General features: G+C 42.3%; 17 protein-coding genes. 5 read left to right on the forward strand and 12 right to left on the reverse strand.

The window, feature by feature from the left end; translation table 11 throughout:
- Positions 1 to 140: 140 nt before the first annotated feature.
- The 11 genes from N8M95_RS06790 to recJ form a co-directional block, all read right to left on the reverse strand.
- On the reverse strand, positions 141 to 428 hold the full coding sequence (locus N8M95_RS06790; protein ID WP_261116859.1) for a rhodanese-like domain-containing protein: 288 nt from the start codon (positions 426 to 428) through the stop codon (positions 141 to 143).
- A complete protein-coding gene (locus tag N8M95_RS06795; protein ID WP_261116860.1) occupies positions 425 to 1,015 on the reverse strand; it encodes a uracil-DNA glycosylase family protein in 591 nt (196 codons plus the stop codon). The genes N8M95_RS06790 and N8M95_RS06795 overlap by 4 nt, the downstream gene beginning before the upstream one ends.
- A gap of 53 nt (positions 1,016 to 1,068) precedes the next feature.
- Complete coding sequence (gene pepV, locus N8M95_RS06800; protein WP_261116861.1) at positions 1,069 to 2,469, reverse strand: dipeptidase PepV; 1,401 nt, start codon at positions 2,467 to 2,469, stop codon at positions 1,069 to 1,071.
- A 12-nt stretch (positions 2,470 to 2,481) separates the two neighbouring features.
- Complete coding sequence (locus tag N8M95_RS06805; protein WP_261116862.1) at positions 2,482 to 3,087, reverse strand: nitroreductase family protein; 606 nt, start codon at positions 3,085 to 3,087, stop codon at positions 2,482 to 2,484.
- Between the two features lie 174 nt (positions 3,088 to 3,261).
- Positions 3,262 to 4,116, reverse strand: a complete 855-nt coding sequence (locus N8M95_RS06810; protein ID WP_261116863.1) for a metallophosphoesterase family protein — start codon at positions 4,114 to 4,116, stop codon at positions 3,262 to 3,264.
- A complete protein-coding gene (gene uvrC, locus N8M95_RS06815; protein WP_261116864.1) occupies positions 4,106 to 5,953 on the reverse strand; it encodes an excinuclease ABC subunit UvrC in 1,848 nt (615 codons plus the stop codon). The genes N8M95_RS06810 and uvrC overlap by 11 nt, the downstream gene beginning before the upstream one ends.
- A gap of 38 nt (positions 5,954 to 5,991) precedes the next feature.
- The gene (locus N8M95_RS06820; RefSeq protein WP_261116865.1) at positions 5,992 to 6,693 is read right to left on the reverse strand and encodes a M57 family metalloprotease; all 702 of its coding nucleotides are present in this window, start codon (positions 6,691 to 6,693) and stop codon (positions 5,992 to 5,994) included.
- Between the two features lie 62 nt (positions 6,694 to 6,755).
- The gene (locus N8M95_RS06825) at positions 6,756 to 7,535 is read right to left on the reverse strand and encodes an alpha/beta hydrolase (protein ID WP_261027292.1); all 780 of its coding nucleotides are present in this window, start codon (positions 7,533 to 7,535) and stop codon (positions 6,756 to 6,758) included.
- Between the two features lie 66 nt (positions 7,536 to 7,601).
- Positions 7,602 to 9,263 (reverse strand): ribonuclease J, encoded by a 1,662-nt coding sequence (locus N8M95_RS06830; RefSeq protein WP_261116866.1) that lies wholly within the window; start codon positions 9,261 to 9,263, stop codon positions 7,602 to 7,604.
- Between the two features lie 194 nt (positions 9,264 to 9,457).
- A protein-coding gene (locus N8M95_RS06835; protein WP_152901422.1) for an IS3 family transposase occupies positions 9,458 to 10,806 on the reverse strand; the annotation gives its coding sequence in 2 pieces (ribosomal slippage) (positions 9,458 to 10,365 and positions 10,365 to 10,806; 1,350 coding nt in all).
- 66 nt (positions 10,807 to 10,872) lie between these two features.
- Positions 10,873 to 13,095, reverse strand: coding sequence for a single-stranded-DNA-specific exonuclease RecJ (recJ, locus tag N8M95_RS06840; protein WP_033682153.1), 2,223 nt, complete (start codon positions 13,093 to 13,095; stop codon positions 10,873 to 10,875).
- Between the two features lie 176 nt (positions 13,096 to 13,271).
- On the opposite strand from recJ, the gene N8M95_RS06845 reads away from it, so the two are divergent.
- The 5 genes from N8M95_RS06845 to N8M95_RS06865 all read left to right on the forward strand — a co-directional run bounded on the left by N8M95_RS06845 (position 13,272) and on the right by N8M95_RS06865 (position 17,526).
- The gene (locus tag N8M95_RS06845; RefSeq protein WP_024057567.1) at positions 13,272 to 14,030 is read left to right on the forward strand and encodes an amino acid ABC transporter ATP-binding protein; all 759 of its coding nucleotides are present in this window, start codon (positions 13,272 to 13,274) and stop codon (positions 14,028 to 14,030) included.
- Between the two features lie 10 nt (positions 14,031 to 14,040).
- Positions 14,041 to 14,835: a transporter substrate-binding domain-containing protein gene (locus N8M95_RS06850; RefSeq protein WP_261116869.1), complete on the forward strand. Its 795-nt coding sequence runs from the start codon at positions 14,041 to 14,043 to the stop codon at positions 14,833 to 14,835.
- A 12-nt stretch (positions 14,836 to 14,847) separates the two neighbouring features.
- Positions 14,848 to 15,525: an amino acid ABC transporter permease gene (locus N8M95_RS06855; RefSeq protein WP_000131135.1), complete on the forward strand. Its 678-nt coding sequence runs from the start codon at positions 14,848 to 14,850 to the stop codon at positions 15,523 to 15,525.
- Between the two features lie 9 nt (positions 15,526 to 15,534).
- Positions 15,535 to 16,194, forward strand: coding sequence for an amino acid ABC transporter permease (locus N8M95_RS06860; RefSeq protein ID WP_033682075.1), 660 nt, complete (start codon positions 15,535 to 15,537; stop codon positions 16,192 to 16,194).
- A gap of 141 nt (positions 16,195 to 16,335) precedes the next feature.
- Positions 16,336 to 17,526, forward strand: coding sequence for a ferredoxin reductase family protein (locus N8M95_RS06865; RefSeq protein ID WP_033682074.1), 1,191 nt, complete (start codon positions 16,336 to 16,338; stop codon positions 17,524 to 17,526).
- Between the two features lie 112 nt (positions 17,527 to 17,638).
- Here the strand turns inward: N8M95_RS06865 and N8M95_RS06870 are convergent, their stop codons facing one another.
- Positions 17,639 to 18,076 carry an Rrf2 family transcriptional regulator gene (locus tag N8M95_RS06870; protein WP_033682073.1) on the reverse strand — a complete coding sequence of 146 codons (438 nt, stop codon included), beginning with the start codon at positions 18,074 to 18,076 and terminating at the stop codon, positions 17,639 to 17,641.
- Between the last annotated feature and the right edge of the window lie 58 nt (positions 18,077 to 18,134).

The raw sequence follows: 18,134 nt of genomic DNA on the forward strand, positions 1-18,134 counted from the left end.
ACCTAGTATATCATGAATAGGAGTATGAAAAAAGCTTCACGAAGTAAATATTGAATGTTTTCAAGATTCTTAAAAATGAGAATTATCTAAAAATAACATTCTCCTACCTAGTCCACACCAAGTAGGAGAATTGCAAATTTTTAAAGTTCTTCAAAGGCCATCATGCCACCTTGAACATTGATAACCTCATAACCTTGTTCAGCTAGGAATTGACAAGCACGCGCCGATCTCATTCCAGATTTACAAATAACATAATGTAACTGATCCTTGTCCAATTGATCATAAGTATGAGCTAATTGACTCAGAGAAAGATTCTGAGCACCTTCTAAATGAAGAGCTTCAAACTCATCCACTTCTCTCACGTCCACTAAAGAAAGTTGGTCATTTTGGTAAAGCTGGTAAAATGCATCAAAGGTTATTTCTTTCATTCTTTTTCTCCTAAAATAGTTTTAATTCTTTTTTTCAAATCTGGCACCACTTCTGACTCAAACCAAGGATTTTTGGCCATCCAGATTTGATTTCGCGGTGAGGGATGAACTAGTGGAAAATAGGTTGGCAGATAGTTCTGGTAATGTTTTACCCGTTCTGTCACCTTGCCACTAATTTTTTCCTGTAAATAGTAGGCTTGGGCATACTGGCCAATCAAGAGGGTTAGCTGAATATCTGGCAATTCTTGCAAGAGCTGAGGATGCCATTTTTCTGCAAAACCCGCTCTCGGTGGTAAATCACCTGACTTGCCATGGCCTGGAAAGTAGAAATCCATTGGCAAAACCGCAAAATAACCTGAATTGTAAAAGGTATCTTCATCCACACCTAGCCAGTCCCGCAAGCGGTCACCACTTTTGTCCTTCCAGTAAAGGCCTGCTTCTTGGGTTTTAAGTCCCGGTGCCTGACCGATGATATTGATGCGAGCAGTCTTTGGCGCTGCAAAGAGAGGCTCGATGCCATGTTCGGTATAGCCGGCATTCTGTGGATCCGCCATGATAGCCTGCTTGATTCTTTCGATTTGAGACATCTACTTTCCCTCCAAAAAGAAGTCTAAGCATACAATCTCAGACTTCTATCGTTTTATTTGATCAATTCGTAAATAGCTTCGGCATAGATTGCTGCAGCTCGGAAGAGATCATCCAAGGCGATAAATTCATTGGCTTGGTGCATAGTGTCAATTGAGTCTGGGAACATAGCACCGTAGGCAACTCCGCGTTCTAGCAAGCGACCAAAGGTTCCACCACCGATGACTTGCTCGTGACCTTTAAGGCCAGTTTGTTTTTCATAGACATTCAACAAGGTTTGGACAAGTGGATCTTCCATTGGCACATAGTGAGGTGTGTGACCGTGTTCAGACAAGCTAACAGAAGCAACTGGCAAGTTTTCAAGAATTGACTTGATTTGCTCTGGACTTGTTCCTTTTGGATAGCGGATGTTGAGGGCAATGGTATTATCAGCACTTGCTTCATCAAAGCGGAAGACACCGGCATTCATAGAAAGGGCACCCATCTTTTCATCCACATGAGCAATCTTGAGATTTTCACCCTCATGATCGTTCAAGAGAATTTTACCAGCAATATCAAGGTAGTCTTTGGCTGGTCCAGCAAAGTCGAACTGGCTGAGGAAGAGGGCTAGGTAAGTCGCACCATTGACACCTGAAGCAGGCATAGCACCGTGGGCTGATTTACCAATAATCGTCACCTTGTATTGCCCAGCTTCTTCTTGGAGTTCTCCTCTAAGTTTGTATTCCGCAACAAAGGCATCTAGTTTAGCTTGCAAGTCAGCCAAATCACCTGAAACGACTGCTGTTGCTGATTCTGGTACCATGTTTTCACGTAAACCACCTGTGAAGCTGTGAAGACGGGCAGCACCTGCATTTTCTCCTGCAAAGTGAAAGTATTCAGTAATATTTCCTTTTTCACCGTTGATGATAGGGAACTCAGCGTCTGGAGAGAAACCGAAGTCTGGTTTTGCAAGTCCTACGTGCTCAAAGTAGTAGTCCATGTCTGCCCAGCCAGATTCTTCGTCTGTTCCCACGATAAAGCGAACTTTCTTAGAAGTTGGAAGGCCCAATTCTTTGATGATTTTCAAACCATAGTAACAAGCTGTTGTAGGTCCCTTATCATCAGAAGCTCCACGCGCATAAAGACGACCATCTTTGATAGTTGGTGTGTAAGGGTCTGTGTCCCAACCGCTACCAGCTGGCACCACGTCCATGTGGGCAAAGATTCCGAGAACTTCTTCTCCATCACCAAACTCGAAATGTCCTGCATAGTTATCAACATTCTTAGTTGGATAGCCATCACGGTCTGCGATTTCAAGGAATTTCTCCAAGGCTTTTACTGGACCAGGACCAAATGGATGCTGAGCGTCCGCCTTGCTATCATCTCGTTCTGAGTTGATTTCCAAAAGGCTAAACAAGTCAGCCAAGAGGTCTTCTTTGCGTTTTTCTACTTCTGCTGTAAAATCAATTACTGTCATTTTTTCTTCTTTCTATCTTTTCTCGATGATTTCATCTACTGGCAAGCGGTAGCTTGGTTCTAATTTTTCGTCTGTGTAACCTACCGTAATCAAGAGTTCTGGGCGGAAACGGTCTTCAATGTCCAAAACCTCATTGGTTTTTGATTTGTCAAAACCAAGGATAATGTTTGATCCGATTCCCTGGTCAGTCAATGCAAGGACTAAGTTCATAGCAACCAAACCTGCATTGAGAGCCAAGTAGTCACTGATTTGTTGTTCTTTGTAACGCGCAAACTCTGCTGGAAGATTTTTCATAAAGTACTGAAGTTGTTCTTCTGAGAAGTTCTTTGCTCCACCAACACGTGCAATCTTGCGAGCACGTTTAGCCAAATCTGTGTCAGTAAACAAGGCAATAGTTACAGGCGCTGATGATACCTGTTCAAAGTTTGAACCGTAGGCCAATTTTGCTAGTTCGGCATTTTTCTCACGCACCACTACAAATTTCCAAGGCTGGCTGTTGTGGGCGCTTGGAGCCAAGGTCGCAATTTCGATAGCCGTACGCACATCTTTTGGATCAACAGGCTTATCAGTGAACTGCTTAGTCGCATGACGTTTTTTATTTAATTCAAGAAATTTCATAATCGATTTCCTTTTCTAATTCTACTGCTTCCATTCTACCATAATTTGAAAGAGCTTGCAGGGATTTTTCATAGAAACAAACTGCAGCAAAAATAAGAAACAAAATGAAGCCCATCATTTAAATCAGGGACTCCCCTCATCCAGTTCCAACTATTTTTCAGCGGCTTAAAGAAACTAGTCTATCTTATATTCTGACTTTATAGCCTCCAAGAAATCTTTCACATCCTCTACATACCCATGCTTTTCTATTAAGCTTGCTAATAGTTCCAGATTGTGCCCCTGATAGTTGTCTTCTCGTCGTAGCTCTTCATACATTTCGATAAAAGGAAGCCCCTTGGATTTGGCCAATTCTAACTCCGCTTCATAGTCATAAGCGACTTTACGAAATAGGATATTTACCAATTCCCCATCTTCAACTTCTATCACGGTATACTGGGCACGGTGATTTTTTAACGCCTCCCAATCAAAATAAGGCATACCAATCGAACCTGGATTGATGATTTGTTGCCCCTGACTTCCATAACGAAGCAATTGCTTGTGAACATGACCATAGACTGCCACGTCCGTTTCCTCATCTAGCAGTTGGTCAAATTTTTCTGTATCATTCCCAACCAACAAGTCACCCCCATAATTTTTGTCAGGTAAATTATGTGAGAGAGAAAAACGCAATCCCTCAACTTCTTTCTTTTCCAGCAAAGGCAAGCTTCGTAGCCAGACAATCGTTGCAGGATCCATTCGCTCCATCAAAAACTGGGTCATTCGCATTGACTGGATTTCTTGTGGATGTTCCAAACCATATTCACCATCCAAGGCCTCAAGGACACAATCATCCCAATTGCCTCGAACACTGGCTGTAATAGGAAGTTCCTTTAACAGAGCGACCAAGTCATTTGCACCTGGACCAGGGAGGAAAATGTCTCCCATAAGCCAGTATTCACTGACTCCTTGATTTTTAGCATCTGCAATTACTGCTTCTAAGGCTGTCGCATTGCCATGAATATCTGATAAAATTGCGATTTTATGGTTCATTGTGGTTTCCTTCCGTTTGGTAATCTACTCTATCTTCTGCCACTTGAGCCAACTCAACTTCTTCCTGCGGGTTCAACTTTCTCTGAACAGCTTCTGCGACTGTTCTTGGTACCCCAACTTCGACAATCTCATCCACACTGGCTTCCTTGATTTTGGTCAAAGACTTGAAATGCTTCATGAGATTCTGCTTGCGTTTAGGTCCCAGCCCTTCAATTCCATCCAGTTGCGATGAAAAGGAATTTTTAGAGCGCAGTTGACGGTGGAAAGTAATGGCAAAGCGGTGCACCTCATCTTGGATGCGTTGAAGGAGGAAAAATTCCTGAGAATTTCTAGACAACTCCACCACCTCCAGCGGATCTCCAAAGAGCAATTCATGGGTTTGGTGTTTGTCATTCTTTTGCAGACCTGCAATGGGAATATCCAAGCCCAGCTCCTCTTGGATGACTTGCTTGGCGATATTGACTTGACCTTGTCCCCCATCAATGACAATCAAGTCTGGCGGGGTTAAGCCCTCACGCTGAACTCGACCATAACGTCTGCGAATGACCTCTCTCATACTGGCATAGTCGTCTGGTCCAACGACAGTCTTGATTTTATACTTACGATAATCTTTTTTACTTGGTTTGCCGTTGACAAAGACCACCATGGCTGAAACAGGACTGGTTCCCATGATATTGGAGTTATCGAAGGACTCAATGCGAACTGGTATTGGGATTTGGAGCAAGCGTCCTAGATTTTCAATTGCACCCTGAGTCTTTTCGACAGATTTTTCTAGTAGATTGAACTTCTGCTCCAGACTAACACGAGCATTTTTTATGGCTAGATTGACCAGCTGTTTTTTCTCTCCACGCTGGGGTTTGAGAATCTTGGTATTCACCAAGGCCTTAACGGCTTCTTCGTCAATATCCTGTGGAATCAGTACCTCATTGGGAACTAGGTGAGATTTTTCTTGATAAAATTGTCCCACATAGGTTAAGAAGTCCTCGTCCGGATCATTGTAGTAGGGGAAAAGATTGACATCGCGCTCAATGAGCTTGCCCTGACGGACAAAGAAAACCTGCACACACATCCAGCCCTTGTCCACATAGTAGCCAAAAACATCGCGATTTTGGAGATCCTTAGCCATGACCCGTTGCTTGGTTCGAAGCGTTCCAATGGCCTGAATCAGATCACGGTATTCCGCCGCACGTTCAAATTCCATTGCCTGGGCTGCAGATCCCATTTTTCTCTTGAGATCATCAATGATTTTGTCATCCTGCCCTTTTAAGAAGTCAGAAACCTCCTGAGACATGGACTTGAAATAGTCCTCATCTTTCTTACAGATGGTGTGGGCCATACATTGGCCTATATGGTAGTAAAAACAGACCTTAGACGGTGGATTGGTACACTTACGAAAAGGGAAAATCCGATCCAGCAACCGCTTGATTTCATTGGCTGCCCCCACATCTGGATAGGGACCGAAATAAAGACCTCCGTCTTTTTTGACCTGACGGGTAATAATCAAACGAGGATAGCGCTCATTTGTGATTTTGATGAAAGGATAAGATTTATCATCCTTGAGCATGATATTGTACTTGGGCTTGTTTTCCTTGATCAGGTTGATTTCTAGGAGAAGTGCCTCAATATTGGACTCCGTAACGATAAATTCAAAATCCACAATCTCAGACACTAGAGCCTCTGTCTTAGTATCATGACTTCCGCGGAAATAGGACCTCACACGGTTTCGCAGATTTTTAGCCTTTCCTACATAGATAATGGTGCCGTTTTTATCCTTGTGAATGTAGCAACCAGGGCTGGTCGGCAGGAGCTCTAGTTTTGATTTAATCAAGTTATTCATAGTTCCATTATAACAAAAAAGTAGGGAAAGATTGTTCCCTACTCACTAGTCTCATATATTTTTCGGAGGTTTGCAACATCCTCTTCCTGGATACCATAAAAGGAACCTGCAGGTTGCATCACAGACTTCTCATCTGTATGATCCAAGCCAATCGCATGCCCCAACTCATGTTCTGCCGTATGGACAATGCGCTCATAGGAATAGCCATAGTTAGGATTGGACAGATAATAGTGATTCAACCGCACCGTGACAGACAAGAATTGTCCTGTTAAGAGATTAGTCTGACTTTCCGCCTCTCCTGCCACAGGAGTGCCTCCGTCATTCATCTCCGTAGCCATAATATCTGCCTTACTAGACTCAGTCACAATTTCAAAGTTAAAAGCACCAGTTCGATTCCAGTTCTGAATCGCTTCTACATAAGCCTCTTGAAAACGTGAATCCATCTGAGGATCCAGGTAAATACGAGCAGAAGCTTGCGGCCACCTTCCTTCAGAGTGTTGGTGGCTATCTGTCTGGTTCAACTTAGGCAGTTGCCCAGTTTTTTCCCATCGGTCAATACTTTGTTGACCAATCTTTACTGACCGTTCTACTTGCTTTAGCGCTCCTTGAAAATCCCCGTTCAGATACCAGAGAAGACCGAAAGCAAGAGCACATAAGAGCACAACTATCCAAACCAGGCGCCAAAACAAACGCCACACAAAAGAAAAGAAAGCCCCTATCAAACGAAAAATCCAGCGCATATCCTTCCACCTTTCTAGAAAATAAAGACTATTTTACTAAAACAAGCTGAAAGAAAACTAAATTATGACAATCTCTCTTCTAATTTGAAATCGATTGGCAGGGTTGCTAAGAACCGTTCCAATTGTTTTTCCCAGTAGTACCACTCGTGAGTTCCAGCACTATGGCTATAGGTCACATTAAAGCCCAGTTTTTTGAGATTATTCACTGCTAGATTATTGGCTTCGTACAAGAAATCCTGCTCGCCACACCAAGCCCACAGCTTGGTCTTTTTATCCGATTTTTTAGCCAGACTTTCAAGAGAATAGGGGCTAGCTGTCCAATCTTTAATCTCCCCAAAAACACCTCTCCAGTAAGCTGGTGTCCCCAGATTTTGGTTTTCAGGAGAAAAATCTTGAAAACTAAGGGCACCTGAAAAGCTAGCTGCATGAGAAAAACGATTTGTAGCAAGAGCCAGTTTGAAACAGCCATAGCCTCCCATAGAGAGACCAGCGATAAAGGTCTTTTCACGCTTGCTAGTCATATTAGGGAAGAAGCGTTTCAGAACCTCTGGCAATTCCTCTGCTAGAGCTGTGTAATAGTCAAAACCATACTGGGTATCGGTGTACCAACCGTTGCTGGTATTGGGCATGACGACGATGAGATTGGTCCCTCGAAGCAAGCGTTCTACGTTGGTCCGCTTGAGCCAACTATTATGGTTACCAGACATCCCGTGCAAGAGGTACAAGACGGGAATGTCTTTACAATCTGGTTCTTCCACTCGATTAGCATCAGGATAGAGAACATTCACTCCCCACTCCATATCTAAAACTTGTGAGTAATACTCAATTTTCATTACTGCCATATTTTTTCCTCTATTTTTCTATAAGAAAAAGTCGAAACTCGACTTTCTCCCTGTTTATTTCAACAATTATTTCGCTTCCATGACTACTGGTAAAATAGCTGGACGACGCTTGGTTTGATCAAAGAGATACTTGGTAAGATTCTCCCGAACCTTCCCTTTAAGATCTGCCCAGTCAAAGTCATCTCCTTGAAGATAGTCTTCTACCGTCTGGTTAATCAATTCTGAACTTTCACGGAGAATATCGCGACTCTTCTTGAGATAAACAAATCCACGCGTGTGAACACGAGCCTTGGCTACAATTTTCTTCTCACGACGGTTAACGGTGATTGCGACGATGAAAATTCCATCTTCTGACAAGACCTTACGGTCACGAAGAACCACATTACCAACATCACCGATGGCATTTCCGTCAATCAAGACATCCCCTGCCGAAACCGCGCCAGCTGGAACAAAATCGCCATTCTCGTAAGCCATGCTGGTTCCCTTTTTAGGGATAAAAATGCGTTCTGGCAACATACCGACTGCCATAGCAGCCTTAGCATGGGCATCCAACTCACGGTATTCCCCTTGAATTGGGAAGAGATACTTGGGTTGCAAGAGGTTAATCATCAACTGCAAATCACGCGCATTTCCGTGCCCTGACACACGCAAGCTTTGGGTGATCAATTTGACAACGCCTCCAGCTTGGTAAATCATATTTTCCACACGCGCCATAACTGCTTCTTTAGCAATAGACGGAGTGGTTACGATATAGACCAAATCACCGTCCTTGATTTCCACATAACGGTGGCGACCAATCGACATTTTACGAAGACCATTGATTGGCTCACCCATACGACCTGTCTCAAGGATAATCAACTCATGGTCTTCAAAGCGAGACATATCTTTTGGCTTAATCAAAAGACTTTCGTTAGCTAGGGATAATTTCTTGAGGCGAATAGCAGTACGGACGATATTTTCAATATCAAATCCTGTCAAAACCACACGACGACCTGTTGCATCCGCAGCGTCAAACACCTGCTGGATACGAGAGAGGTTGCTAGCTACTGCTGCAACAATGATACGACCATCCCAGTCCTCAATAGTTTGAGTGATTTCATCCCCAACTTCACTTTCGCTAGCCACTTGGATATTACTGTCCGCATTGGCTGAATCGCTAAGAAGAGCTAGAACTCCATCACGACCGATTTCTGCTAAACGAGCGAAGTCTGTCGCATAGGATTCACTAGCTGTCTGGTCAAATTTGAAGTCACCTGTATAAACAATACTTCCTTCAGCTGTCTTCAAGACAACACCCAGACTTTCTGGGATGGAGTGGGTCGTACGGAAGAAGGACACCACAGTTCCTCCAAAATCAATCTCCGAATCCTCATTAATGACATGGAAATCATTGAATTTCTTAACTGTGTCATTTCCTTTGACAAAGAGCTTAGCCAATTCAATGGTCAACTCAGATCCAAATACAGGCACCTTGGCTTCAGCCAAGAGATAAGGCAGAGCACCAATGGCGTCCGCATGTCCGTGGGTCAAGAAGACCCCAGCGATACGGTCGCTATTTTCAAAAAGGTAGTCCATATTTGGAATAACTACGTCCACCCCTAGTTGTTCATTTTCAGGGTATTTCAGACCTGCATCCAAAACGAAAATAGACCCATCGATTTCAGCGATATACATATTTTTCCCATTTTCACGCACACCACCAAGTGTTGTTAAACTGATATTACTCATTTTTCCTCCGAAAGCTTAGTTTATCTTGATTATAGGGTTACTTACCCTCTTATTCTAAAAGCACTACTTTTAGCCGAATCTTTTCCTACCATTATACCATTTTTTTAATGATTTTCAAAATGAAGATTTGTTTTCAAAAAAGAGCTGGTTTCCCAACTCTTTCTGTACTGACCCCAAAAAGTTAGACAAATAATTTAAGTAAAGGATTTAGTTCTGTATTGCACAGGACTAAGTCCTTTTAATTTTACCTTAATGCGTTTATTGTTGTAGTAATCAATATAGTCTACAATAGCTTGCTCCAATTGATTAAGTGATTTAAACGTCTTCTCGTAACCATAAAACATTTCGGATTTCAAAATACCAAAGAAGGATTCCATCATGCCGTTGTCTGGGCTGTTACCCTTACGCGACATAGATGGCTGGATTCCTTTATCCTCTAAAAAATGATGATAGAAATCGTGTTGGTATTGCCATCCCTGGTCACTATGGAGAATTGTATTTTCGTAATATTCCTCTGTAAAGGTTTGTTCTAGCATATCTTTCACTTGTATCAAGTTCGGTGACGTAGAAAGATTATAGGCGATAATTTCGCTGTTAAAACCATCTAAAACTGGTGATAAATAGAGCTTTTGGCTGCTTGCCGGAATGGCAAACTCTGTCACATCTGTATAGCACTTTTCCATTGGATTCGATGCTTCAAATTGGCGTTGAATAAGGTTATCTGCTTTCTTGCCAATCTCTCCTTGGTAGGAAGAATACTTGCGTTTACGACGAATTCGGGCACTTAAACCAAGGATCTTCATCAGACGTTGGACCTTCTTATGGTTCACTACAAAACCACGATTCCTCAATTCTAGAGTCATTCGGCGATAACCATAATTTCCTTTATGCTCAGTAAAAATAGCTTGAATTTCATCTTTAATATCATGATTTTTATCGCTTTTATTTAACTGCTTTAGCTGGTAATAATAGGTTGAACGAGCTAGCTTAATAATCTTTAGAAGAATCTCTAAGGCAAACTCCGTTACCAATCCTCGGACAATTTCTGTTTTTCTTTTCGCTCCTTTTCGTCCCTCAATCGGAGTTCTCTCAACTTTTTTAGAATGGCATTCTCCGCTCTCAAGTACTCATTTTCTGCTTGAAGTCGCTCTAGCTCTGTCATCTCTTCGGGCTTCTTCTTTGGTTTACGTCCCATTTTAGGTGCTCTCCCTCTTGTTTTCTCAACAATAGTATACCCGTTTTTCTTATATTGTGCCAGCCAATTAGGCAACATTCCAACACTTGGAAGAGCATAATCTAGAGATACCCTTATTTGCGAACGACCTTCGAGAAGAACTTTATCAATGATCTCTTGTTTTAGTTCAGGTGAATAGTAACAATTCTTTCCTTTTTTGACGAACTCCATTCCGTAACGATCAATCAATTTAATCATGTACCTAAGATTAGAATTGTTTATCCCAAATTTATTTGAAAGCTTCTCTATGCTATATCCTTGTTTTCTAAGTTTATAGATCTGAACTTTATCATCATAAGTTAATTTCATAATAAAAACACCCCAAAAGTTAGATTTTTTCTGTCTAACTTTTGGGGTGCAGTTCATTCCTATGATCTACTCTTTTTCCATTAAAAAGTCATAAATTTCTTGCACGGTACCCAGCGCTATCATTTCTTGGTCTTTGACAGTTTGTTTGAGATTTTGGTAAATCTGACTTTCTCCGATTTCTCGCTTTGGTGCCTCTTTATTCACTGTCATGACCCCATCTTTGATGGTCACAAAGCCTAGTTCTTCAAATACTTGAATCATCTTGACCAGCAAGATTTGCTGAATATTAAGATAAGCCGCCAAATCTTTCAGCTTATAGCGAATATCAAACTCTGGGAACTGGTAGATAGTCTTGTACAATTTGGCAAACTGCTCTCTAGTTCCATACCCCGTTAGATAGTAGGCCTTGTCAATGTCATTTTTGAAATAAACAGCAGAAAAATTCTGCTCCTGAAAAATGGTCTTCAGCTGAGTAATATCCTCTGGAATGGTTTTCACGACAATAGCTTCACTAGCCACCAGATTCGGTAATTCTCCAGAAAAGTCCAAGACTGGAACCCCTTCTGGCAAGACTGCATTTTTTCCACGGATGTTAAAAAGTTGAACACCCTCCACACGCGCATCCACCATCATCAACTGCAGGGCAGTTTGACCATTCCATTGGTTGACAGACAATTTAACCGCCAACTCTAGGTTCTTGGTTTGAGAAAACTCTGTTGCCCATCTACCTTGTCCAAAGGCTACTACTTCAAAACTCGCCTCACCCTTGGAAATTTTCAGCTTGAGATGGGCATTGCCTGCCCCCATGGTACGGGCACTTTCGACTTGAAAATCCTTGATATAAAAGACAGGTTTCTGATTGTCCATCCCAAAGGGAGCTAAACGTTCAAAGCTTTTAACCGTTTCCAAGCTAAGCGTCTCCAAATCCAGTTCTTCATCTAGATTTAACTTGTTCTTACCACTAGCATCTGCACCTTTTTCACGGACATAGTCTTCCAAGACCTGAGATAAATCTGAGAGTTTCTCAACTTCCAGCGTCATGCCTGCTGCACCAGCATGGCCTCCAAATGCGATAAAGAGGTCTCGATGAGGATCCAGAGCCTCAAAAATATCGACTGCTTCTACACTACGAGCACTGCCCTTGGCACGACCGTCCTCTATATTAAGAACGATAACTGTCTGCCCTAGTTCTTCCAACAAACGACCAGCCACGATACCTAGAACCCCAGGATTCCAGCCTTCCTTGGCCAAGACCTGAACCTTCTTCTCAGGGTCCACCATGGTCTTAGCTTCTTCATAGATAGACTGAACAATTTCCTTACGCTCTTCGTTTTTCTGATGAATCATGAGGGCAATCTCGTGGACTTCCTCATCATCAAATCCAGTCAACAAATCAATGGCAGGATTGGGATCATCCAAACGCCCCAAGGCATTCAAACGAGGGGCAATCTGGAAACCAACCGTTTCTTCTGTTACTTCGTTGGCAGCAATCCCAGCCATGTCCAGCATTTCTTGCAGACCAATACGCTGAGTATGCCCCAACATTTCCAGACCATATTGAACCAAAATACGATTCTCATCTGTCAAACTGACCATATCTGCAATGGTACCAATAGCGACCAAATCAAGCAATTCCACTTGCACTTCTTCTAACAAGGCACAAGCTAACTTGAAGGCCACTCCACAACCAGCCAAATATTTGAAAGGATAGTCCGCATCTGGATGCTCAGGATGGACAATAGCATAGGCATCTGGCAAGGTTTCAGGCATAGAATGGTGGTCGGTCACAATGACATCTACCCCCATAGACTGGGCCAGTTCAATAGCCTCGTGACCAGCAACTCCATTATCCACCGTCACAATCAAGGAAATTCCTTCTTGCTCGATGAAGTACTTATAAACACTGGCATTAGGCCCATAGCCGTCGGTAAAACGATTGGGCAAGTAAACACGGCACTCAGCACCAAGCTGTTCCAAACTTTCCTTAACAATAGAAGCCGAAGTCATGCCATCCGCATCGTAGTCTCCGTATATGAGGATATTTTCCCCTTCTTCAATGGCCTGACGAATCCGTTCCACTGCCTTATCCATATCATGGAGCAGATAAGGGTCATGCAAGTCCTCCAAAGAAGGCTCCAAAAATTTCTTTAAACTTTCTTGGTCCCGAATCCCTCTTTCAAATAATAAACGAGCCACCTCAGGACCCAGCCCAGCCTTCTTGGCTATCTTTGTAAAATCCGCATCTTCTACCTGCGGGGCAAACTGCCATTCATAAGTAGGTGTTATCAAAAAGACATCCACTCTTTCTAAGAATTCTATTGCTTCATTATAACATGATTTAGACTTTTTCTCTATCCTGATTGCTTTGTACGAAAATTTTACTAACTTTTTTCTGATATGATTTGACAAGATAAATCTTTTGGTGTAGAATCATGTTATAAAATCTAACACAAAGGAGATTCCTTATGGCTTTAGTAGAATTTGAACACGTCGAAAAATATTACGGAGACTACCATGCACTCCGCGACATCAATCTCCGTTTTGAAAAAGGGCAAGTTGTTGTTCTCCTAGGCCCTTCTGGTTCTGGGAAGTCCACTCTTATCCGCACCATCAATGGTTTGGAGGCTGTAGACAAAGGAAGTCTTCTAGTAAATGGTCACCAAGTTGCTGGTGCCAGTCAGAAAGATTTGGTTCCGCTTCGTAAGGAAGTCGGCATGGTTTTCCAGCATTTCAACCTCTATCCGCACAAAACAGTGTTAGAAAACGTAACACTCGCACCTATAAAAGTTCTAGGAATTGATAAAGAAGAAGCTGAAAAAACAGCCCAAAAATACCTAGAATTTGTAAATATGTGGGACAAAAAAGATTCTTATCCGGCCATGCTATCTGGTGGACAAAAACAACGAATTGCCATCGCACGTGGCCTCGCTATGCATCCGGAACTCCTCCTCTTTGATGAACCAACATCTGCCCTTGATCCTGAAACCATCGGCGATGTTCTAGCAGTTATGCAAAAATTAGCCCACGATGGTATGAATATGATTGTCGTTACCCATGAAATGGGCTTTGCCCGTGAAGTTGCTGACCGTATCATCTTTATGGCTGATGGAGAAGTGTTGGTGGATACGACAGATGTTGATGACTTTTTCGACAATCCAAGCGAACCTCGTGCCCAACAATTCCTCAGCAAAATCATCAACCATGAAAGTGACAAAGTCAAATAAGGAGGCGCCTATGAAAAAAAAATTCTTTTTATCCGCATTATTGATCAGCCTTTTCGGACTTGCTGCTGCAAAACAAGTTCAGGCTGATACCAGTGTCGCAGCTATTCAAAAGAGAGGCGAGCTAGTTGTCGGTGTGAAACAAGACGTTCCCAATTTTGGTTACAAGGATCCCAAGACAGGTACCTATTCTGGTATTGAAACCGACTTGGCCAAGATGGTAGCAGATGAGCTTAAGGTCAAGGTTCGCTATGTACCTGTTACAGCGCAAACTCGTGGACCCCTCCTAGATAATGAACAGGTCGATATGGATATCGCAACCTTCACCATCACAGACGAACGCAAAAAACTCTACAACTTCACAAGCCCCTACTACACGGACGCTTCTGGCTTTTTGGTCAATAAATCTGCAAAAATCAAAAGTATTGAGGACCTAAACGGAAAAACCATCGGTGTTGCCCAAGGTTCCATTACCCAACGCCTGATTACCGAGCTCGGTAAAAAGAAAGGCCTGACCTTTAAATTCGTCGAACTTGGCTCCTACCCAGAATTGATTACTTCTTTACACGCTCATCGAATTGATGCCTTTTCCGTTGACCGTTCTATCCTATCTGGCTACATCAGTAAGCGGACAGAACTACTAGATGATAGTTTCAAGCCATCTGACTACGGTATCGTTACTAAGAAATCAAATACAGAGCTCAACGACTATCTTGATAACTTGGTCACTAAATGGAGCAAGGATGGTAGTTTGCAAAAACTTTATGACCGTTACAAGCTCAAACCATCTAGCCATAATGCAGATTAAGGAGGATACCCCATGACAGATTTATCATCTTGGACAGCCTATTTTCAGGATTTTGGACAATTTTTCAATGGTTTCCTCTTCACCCTTGCCCTAGCGATTGGATCCTTTATCCTCGCCATGGTCTTGGGAATCTTCTTCGGAGCTATGTCGACCAGTAAACGTCCAATTTTGCGCATTTTAGCTCGTATCTTTGTCGAATTTTATCAAAATACTCCCCTCTTGGTGCAGTTTGTTATCGTTTTTTATGGTTTGCCTCTTATTAGTGACCATATCATCATGATTCCGATTTATTGGACAGCTGTACTCTGTGTAGGACTCTATCACGGTGCCTATATCGCTGAGGTTATTCGCTCAGGTATTCAGTCTATTCCTAGCGGTCAGATGGAGGCCGCCTTGTCACAAGGTTTTACCTATATCAGTGCCATGCGTTTGATTATCTTGCCTCAAGCTTTCCGTATTATCCTCCCTCCTTTGACCAACCAAATCGTCAACCTCATCAAGAATACCTCTACAGTCGCTATCATCTCTGGAGTTGATTTGATGTTTGTGACTAAGTCTTGGTCAGCTCTTAACGGAAACTACATTCCAGCCTTTCTAGGTGCTGCCCTTCTCTACTTTGCTCTTTGCTTCCCTGTTGCCCAGTTTGGTCGCAAGATGGAGCAAGCTAACAAAAAAGCCTATTCGCTTTAGGAGGTTACTATGGAATCCATTTTAGAAGTTTTAACCCCAGATAACCTAGTCTTTATCTTTAAGGGATTTGGCTTGACCCTCTACATTTCTCTAATTGCCATCGTCCTCTCTACCCTTATCGGGACAGTGCTAGCCGTCATGAGAAATGGGAAAAATCCTGTCTTACGCATCATCTCCAGCATTTATATCGAGTTTGTACGTAACGTTCCCAACCTTCTCTGGATTTTCACTATCTTTTTAGTTTTCAAAATGAAATCCACACCGGCAGGAATCACTGCCTTCACTCTCTTTACATCAGCGGCTCTAGCTGAGATTATTCGAGGCGGTCTCAATGCTGTGGACAAGGGGCAATACGAAGCAGGAATGTCACAAGGCTTCACCTCAGCCCAAATCCTCTACCACATCATTCTCCCACAAGCAATTCGTAAAATGTTGCCAGCCATCATTTCTCAGTTTGTAACCGTGATTAAGGATACCAGTCTTCTCTACTCTGTTATCGCCCTACAAGAACTCTTTGGAGCCAGCCAAATTCTCATGGGACGTTATTTCGAACCAGAGCAAGTGTTTAGTCTTTATATCCTGATTGCCCTCATCTACTTCAGCTTCAACCTAGCAATTTCGAGCCTATCTCATATGCTAGCAAAACGTTGGAAACAAGCCGCAGAATAAACAGCAACTCTCCAGTTAAATTGGAGAGTTTTTTTGATAGTAGATATTTATAGACCTCAATTTGACACCATACTTTTTCTATGATAAAATGTCACAAACTTGTTTACAACAAATTAAAATCTTAATGAAATGGAATTTTCTATGAAATCAATCAAAGGACTACTCTTTATCATAGCTAGTTTTATCTTGACTATTTTGACTTGGATGAACACTTATCCCCAATTCATGATTCCAGGACTAGCTTTAACAAGCCTATCTCTGACTTTTATCCTAGCCACTCGTCTCCCACTACTAGAAAGCTGGTTTCACGGTTTGGAGAAGGTCTATACTGTCCACAAATTCACAGCCTTTCTCTCCATCATCCTACTCATCTTTCATAACTTTAGTATGGGCGGTTTGTGGGGCTCTCGTTTAGCTGCTCAGTTTGGTAACCTTGCCATCTATATCTTTGTCAGTATCATCCTTGTCGCCTATTTAGGCAAATACATCCAATACGAAGCTTGGCGATGGATTCACCGTCTGGTTTATCTAGCTTATATTTTCGGACTCTTTCATGTCTACATGATGATGGGCAATCTCCTCCTTACATTTAATCTTCTAAGTTTTCTTGTTGGTAGCTATGCCCTTTTAGGATTACTGGCTGGTTTTTATATCATCTTCCTTTATCAAAAGATTGGCTTCCCCTATCTAGGGAAAATTACCAATCTCAAACGCTTAAATCACGATACTAAAGAAATTCAAATCCATCTTAGCAGACCTTTCAACTATCAATCAGGACAATTTGCCTTCCTAAAGATTTTCCAAGAAGGCTTTGAAAGCGCTCCGCATCCTTTTTCTATCTCAGGAGGTCATGGTCAAACTCTTTACTTTACTGTTAAAAATTCAGGTGACCATACCAAGAATATCTATGACAATCTTCAAGTCGGCAGCAAAGTAAGCGTAGATAGAGCTTACGGACACATGAACATAGAAGAAGGACGAGAAAATCAGGTTTGGATTGCTGGAGGTATTGGGATCACCCCCTTCATCTCTTATATCCGTGAACATCCTATTTTAGATAAACAGGTTCACTTCTACTATAGCTTCCGTGGAGAGGAAAATGCAGTCTATCTAGATTTGCTTCGTGACTATGCTCAGAAAAACCCTAATTTTGAACTCCATCTAGTCGACAGTACGAAAGACGGCTATCTTCATTTTGAACAAAAAGAAGTGCCTGAACAGGCAACTGTCTATATGTGTGGTCCTCTTTCTATGATGAAATCACTTGCTAAACAGATTAAGAAACAGAATCCCAAAACAGAACTTATTTACGAAGGATTCAAGTTCAAATAACCACTCATACACTCCTGGAATTTCCCAGGAGTTTTTTCTACTTTACCGCAAAAAACACTGCCAGATTTCTCTAGCAGTGTTTTGACATTTCATTTGCAGGCATCCATCCCTCTTACTCCTTCATTTGACTCTCTGCATCAGCCACGACTTGCTCTATACTGGTCTGACCAAGTTCAGCCTCCATAGCCAGCTGGATTTTCTCCAATTTTTGATCCAAAACATCATGAATATGAGCTCCGACCGGGCAATTTGGATTTGGATTGTCATGGAAACTGAAGAGTTGACCGGTCTTACCAAGACACTCAACCGCTTGATAAACATCTAAAAGACTAATGTCCTTGAGGTCCTTGACAATCTCTGTTCCCCCTGTTCCACGCGCTACTGAAATCAGCTCTGCCTTCTTCAACTGGGACAAGGTCTTTCTGATAATGACAGGATTGACCCCGACACTAGCAGCCAGAAAATCACTGGTCACCTTGCTTTCCTTCCCCTCGAGGGCAATGATTATCAGCATATGAGTCGCAATGGTAAATCTACTTGGAATTTGCATCCTCTTCTCCTTTTTGCGAGGCTCCCCTGCCTCTACTCTTCTTTTTCTTTTATTATAC

Origin of the sequence: Streptococcus mitis (genome assembly GCF_946190325.1) — a bacterium.
Taxonomy (GTDB): Bacteria; Bacillota; Bacilli; order Lactobacillales; family Streptococcaceae; genus Streptococcus; species Streptococcus mitis_CF.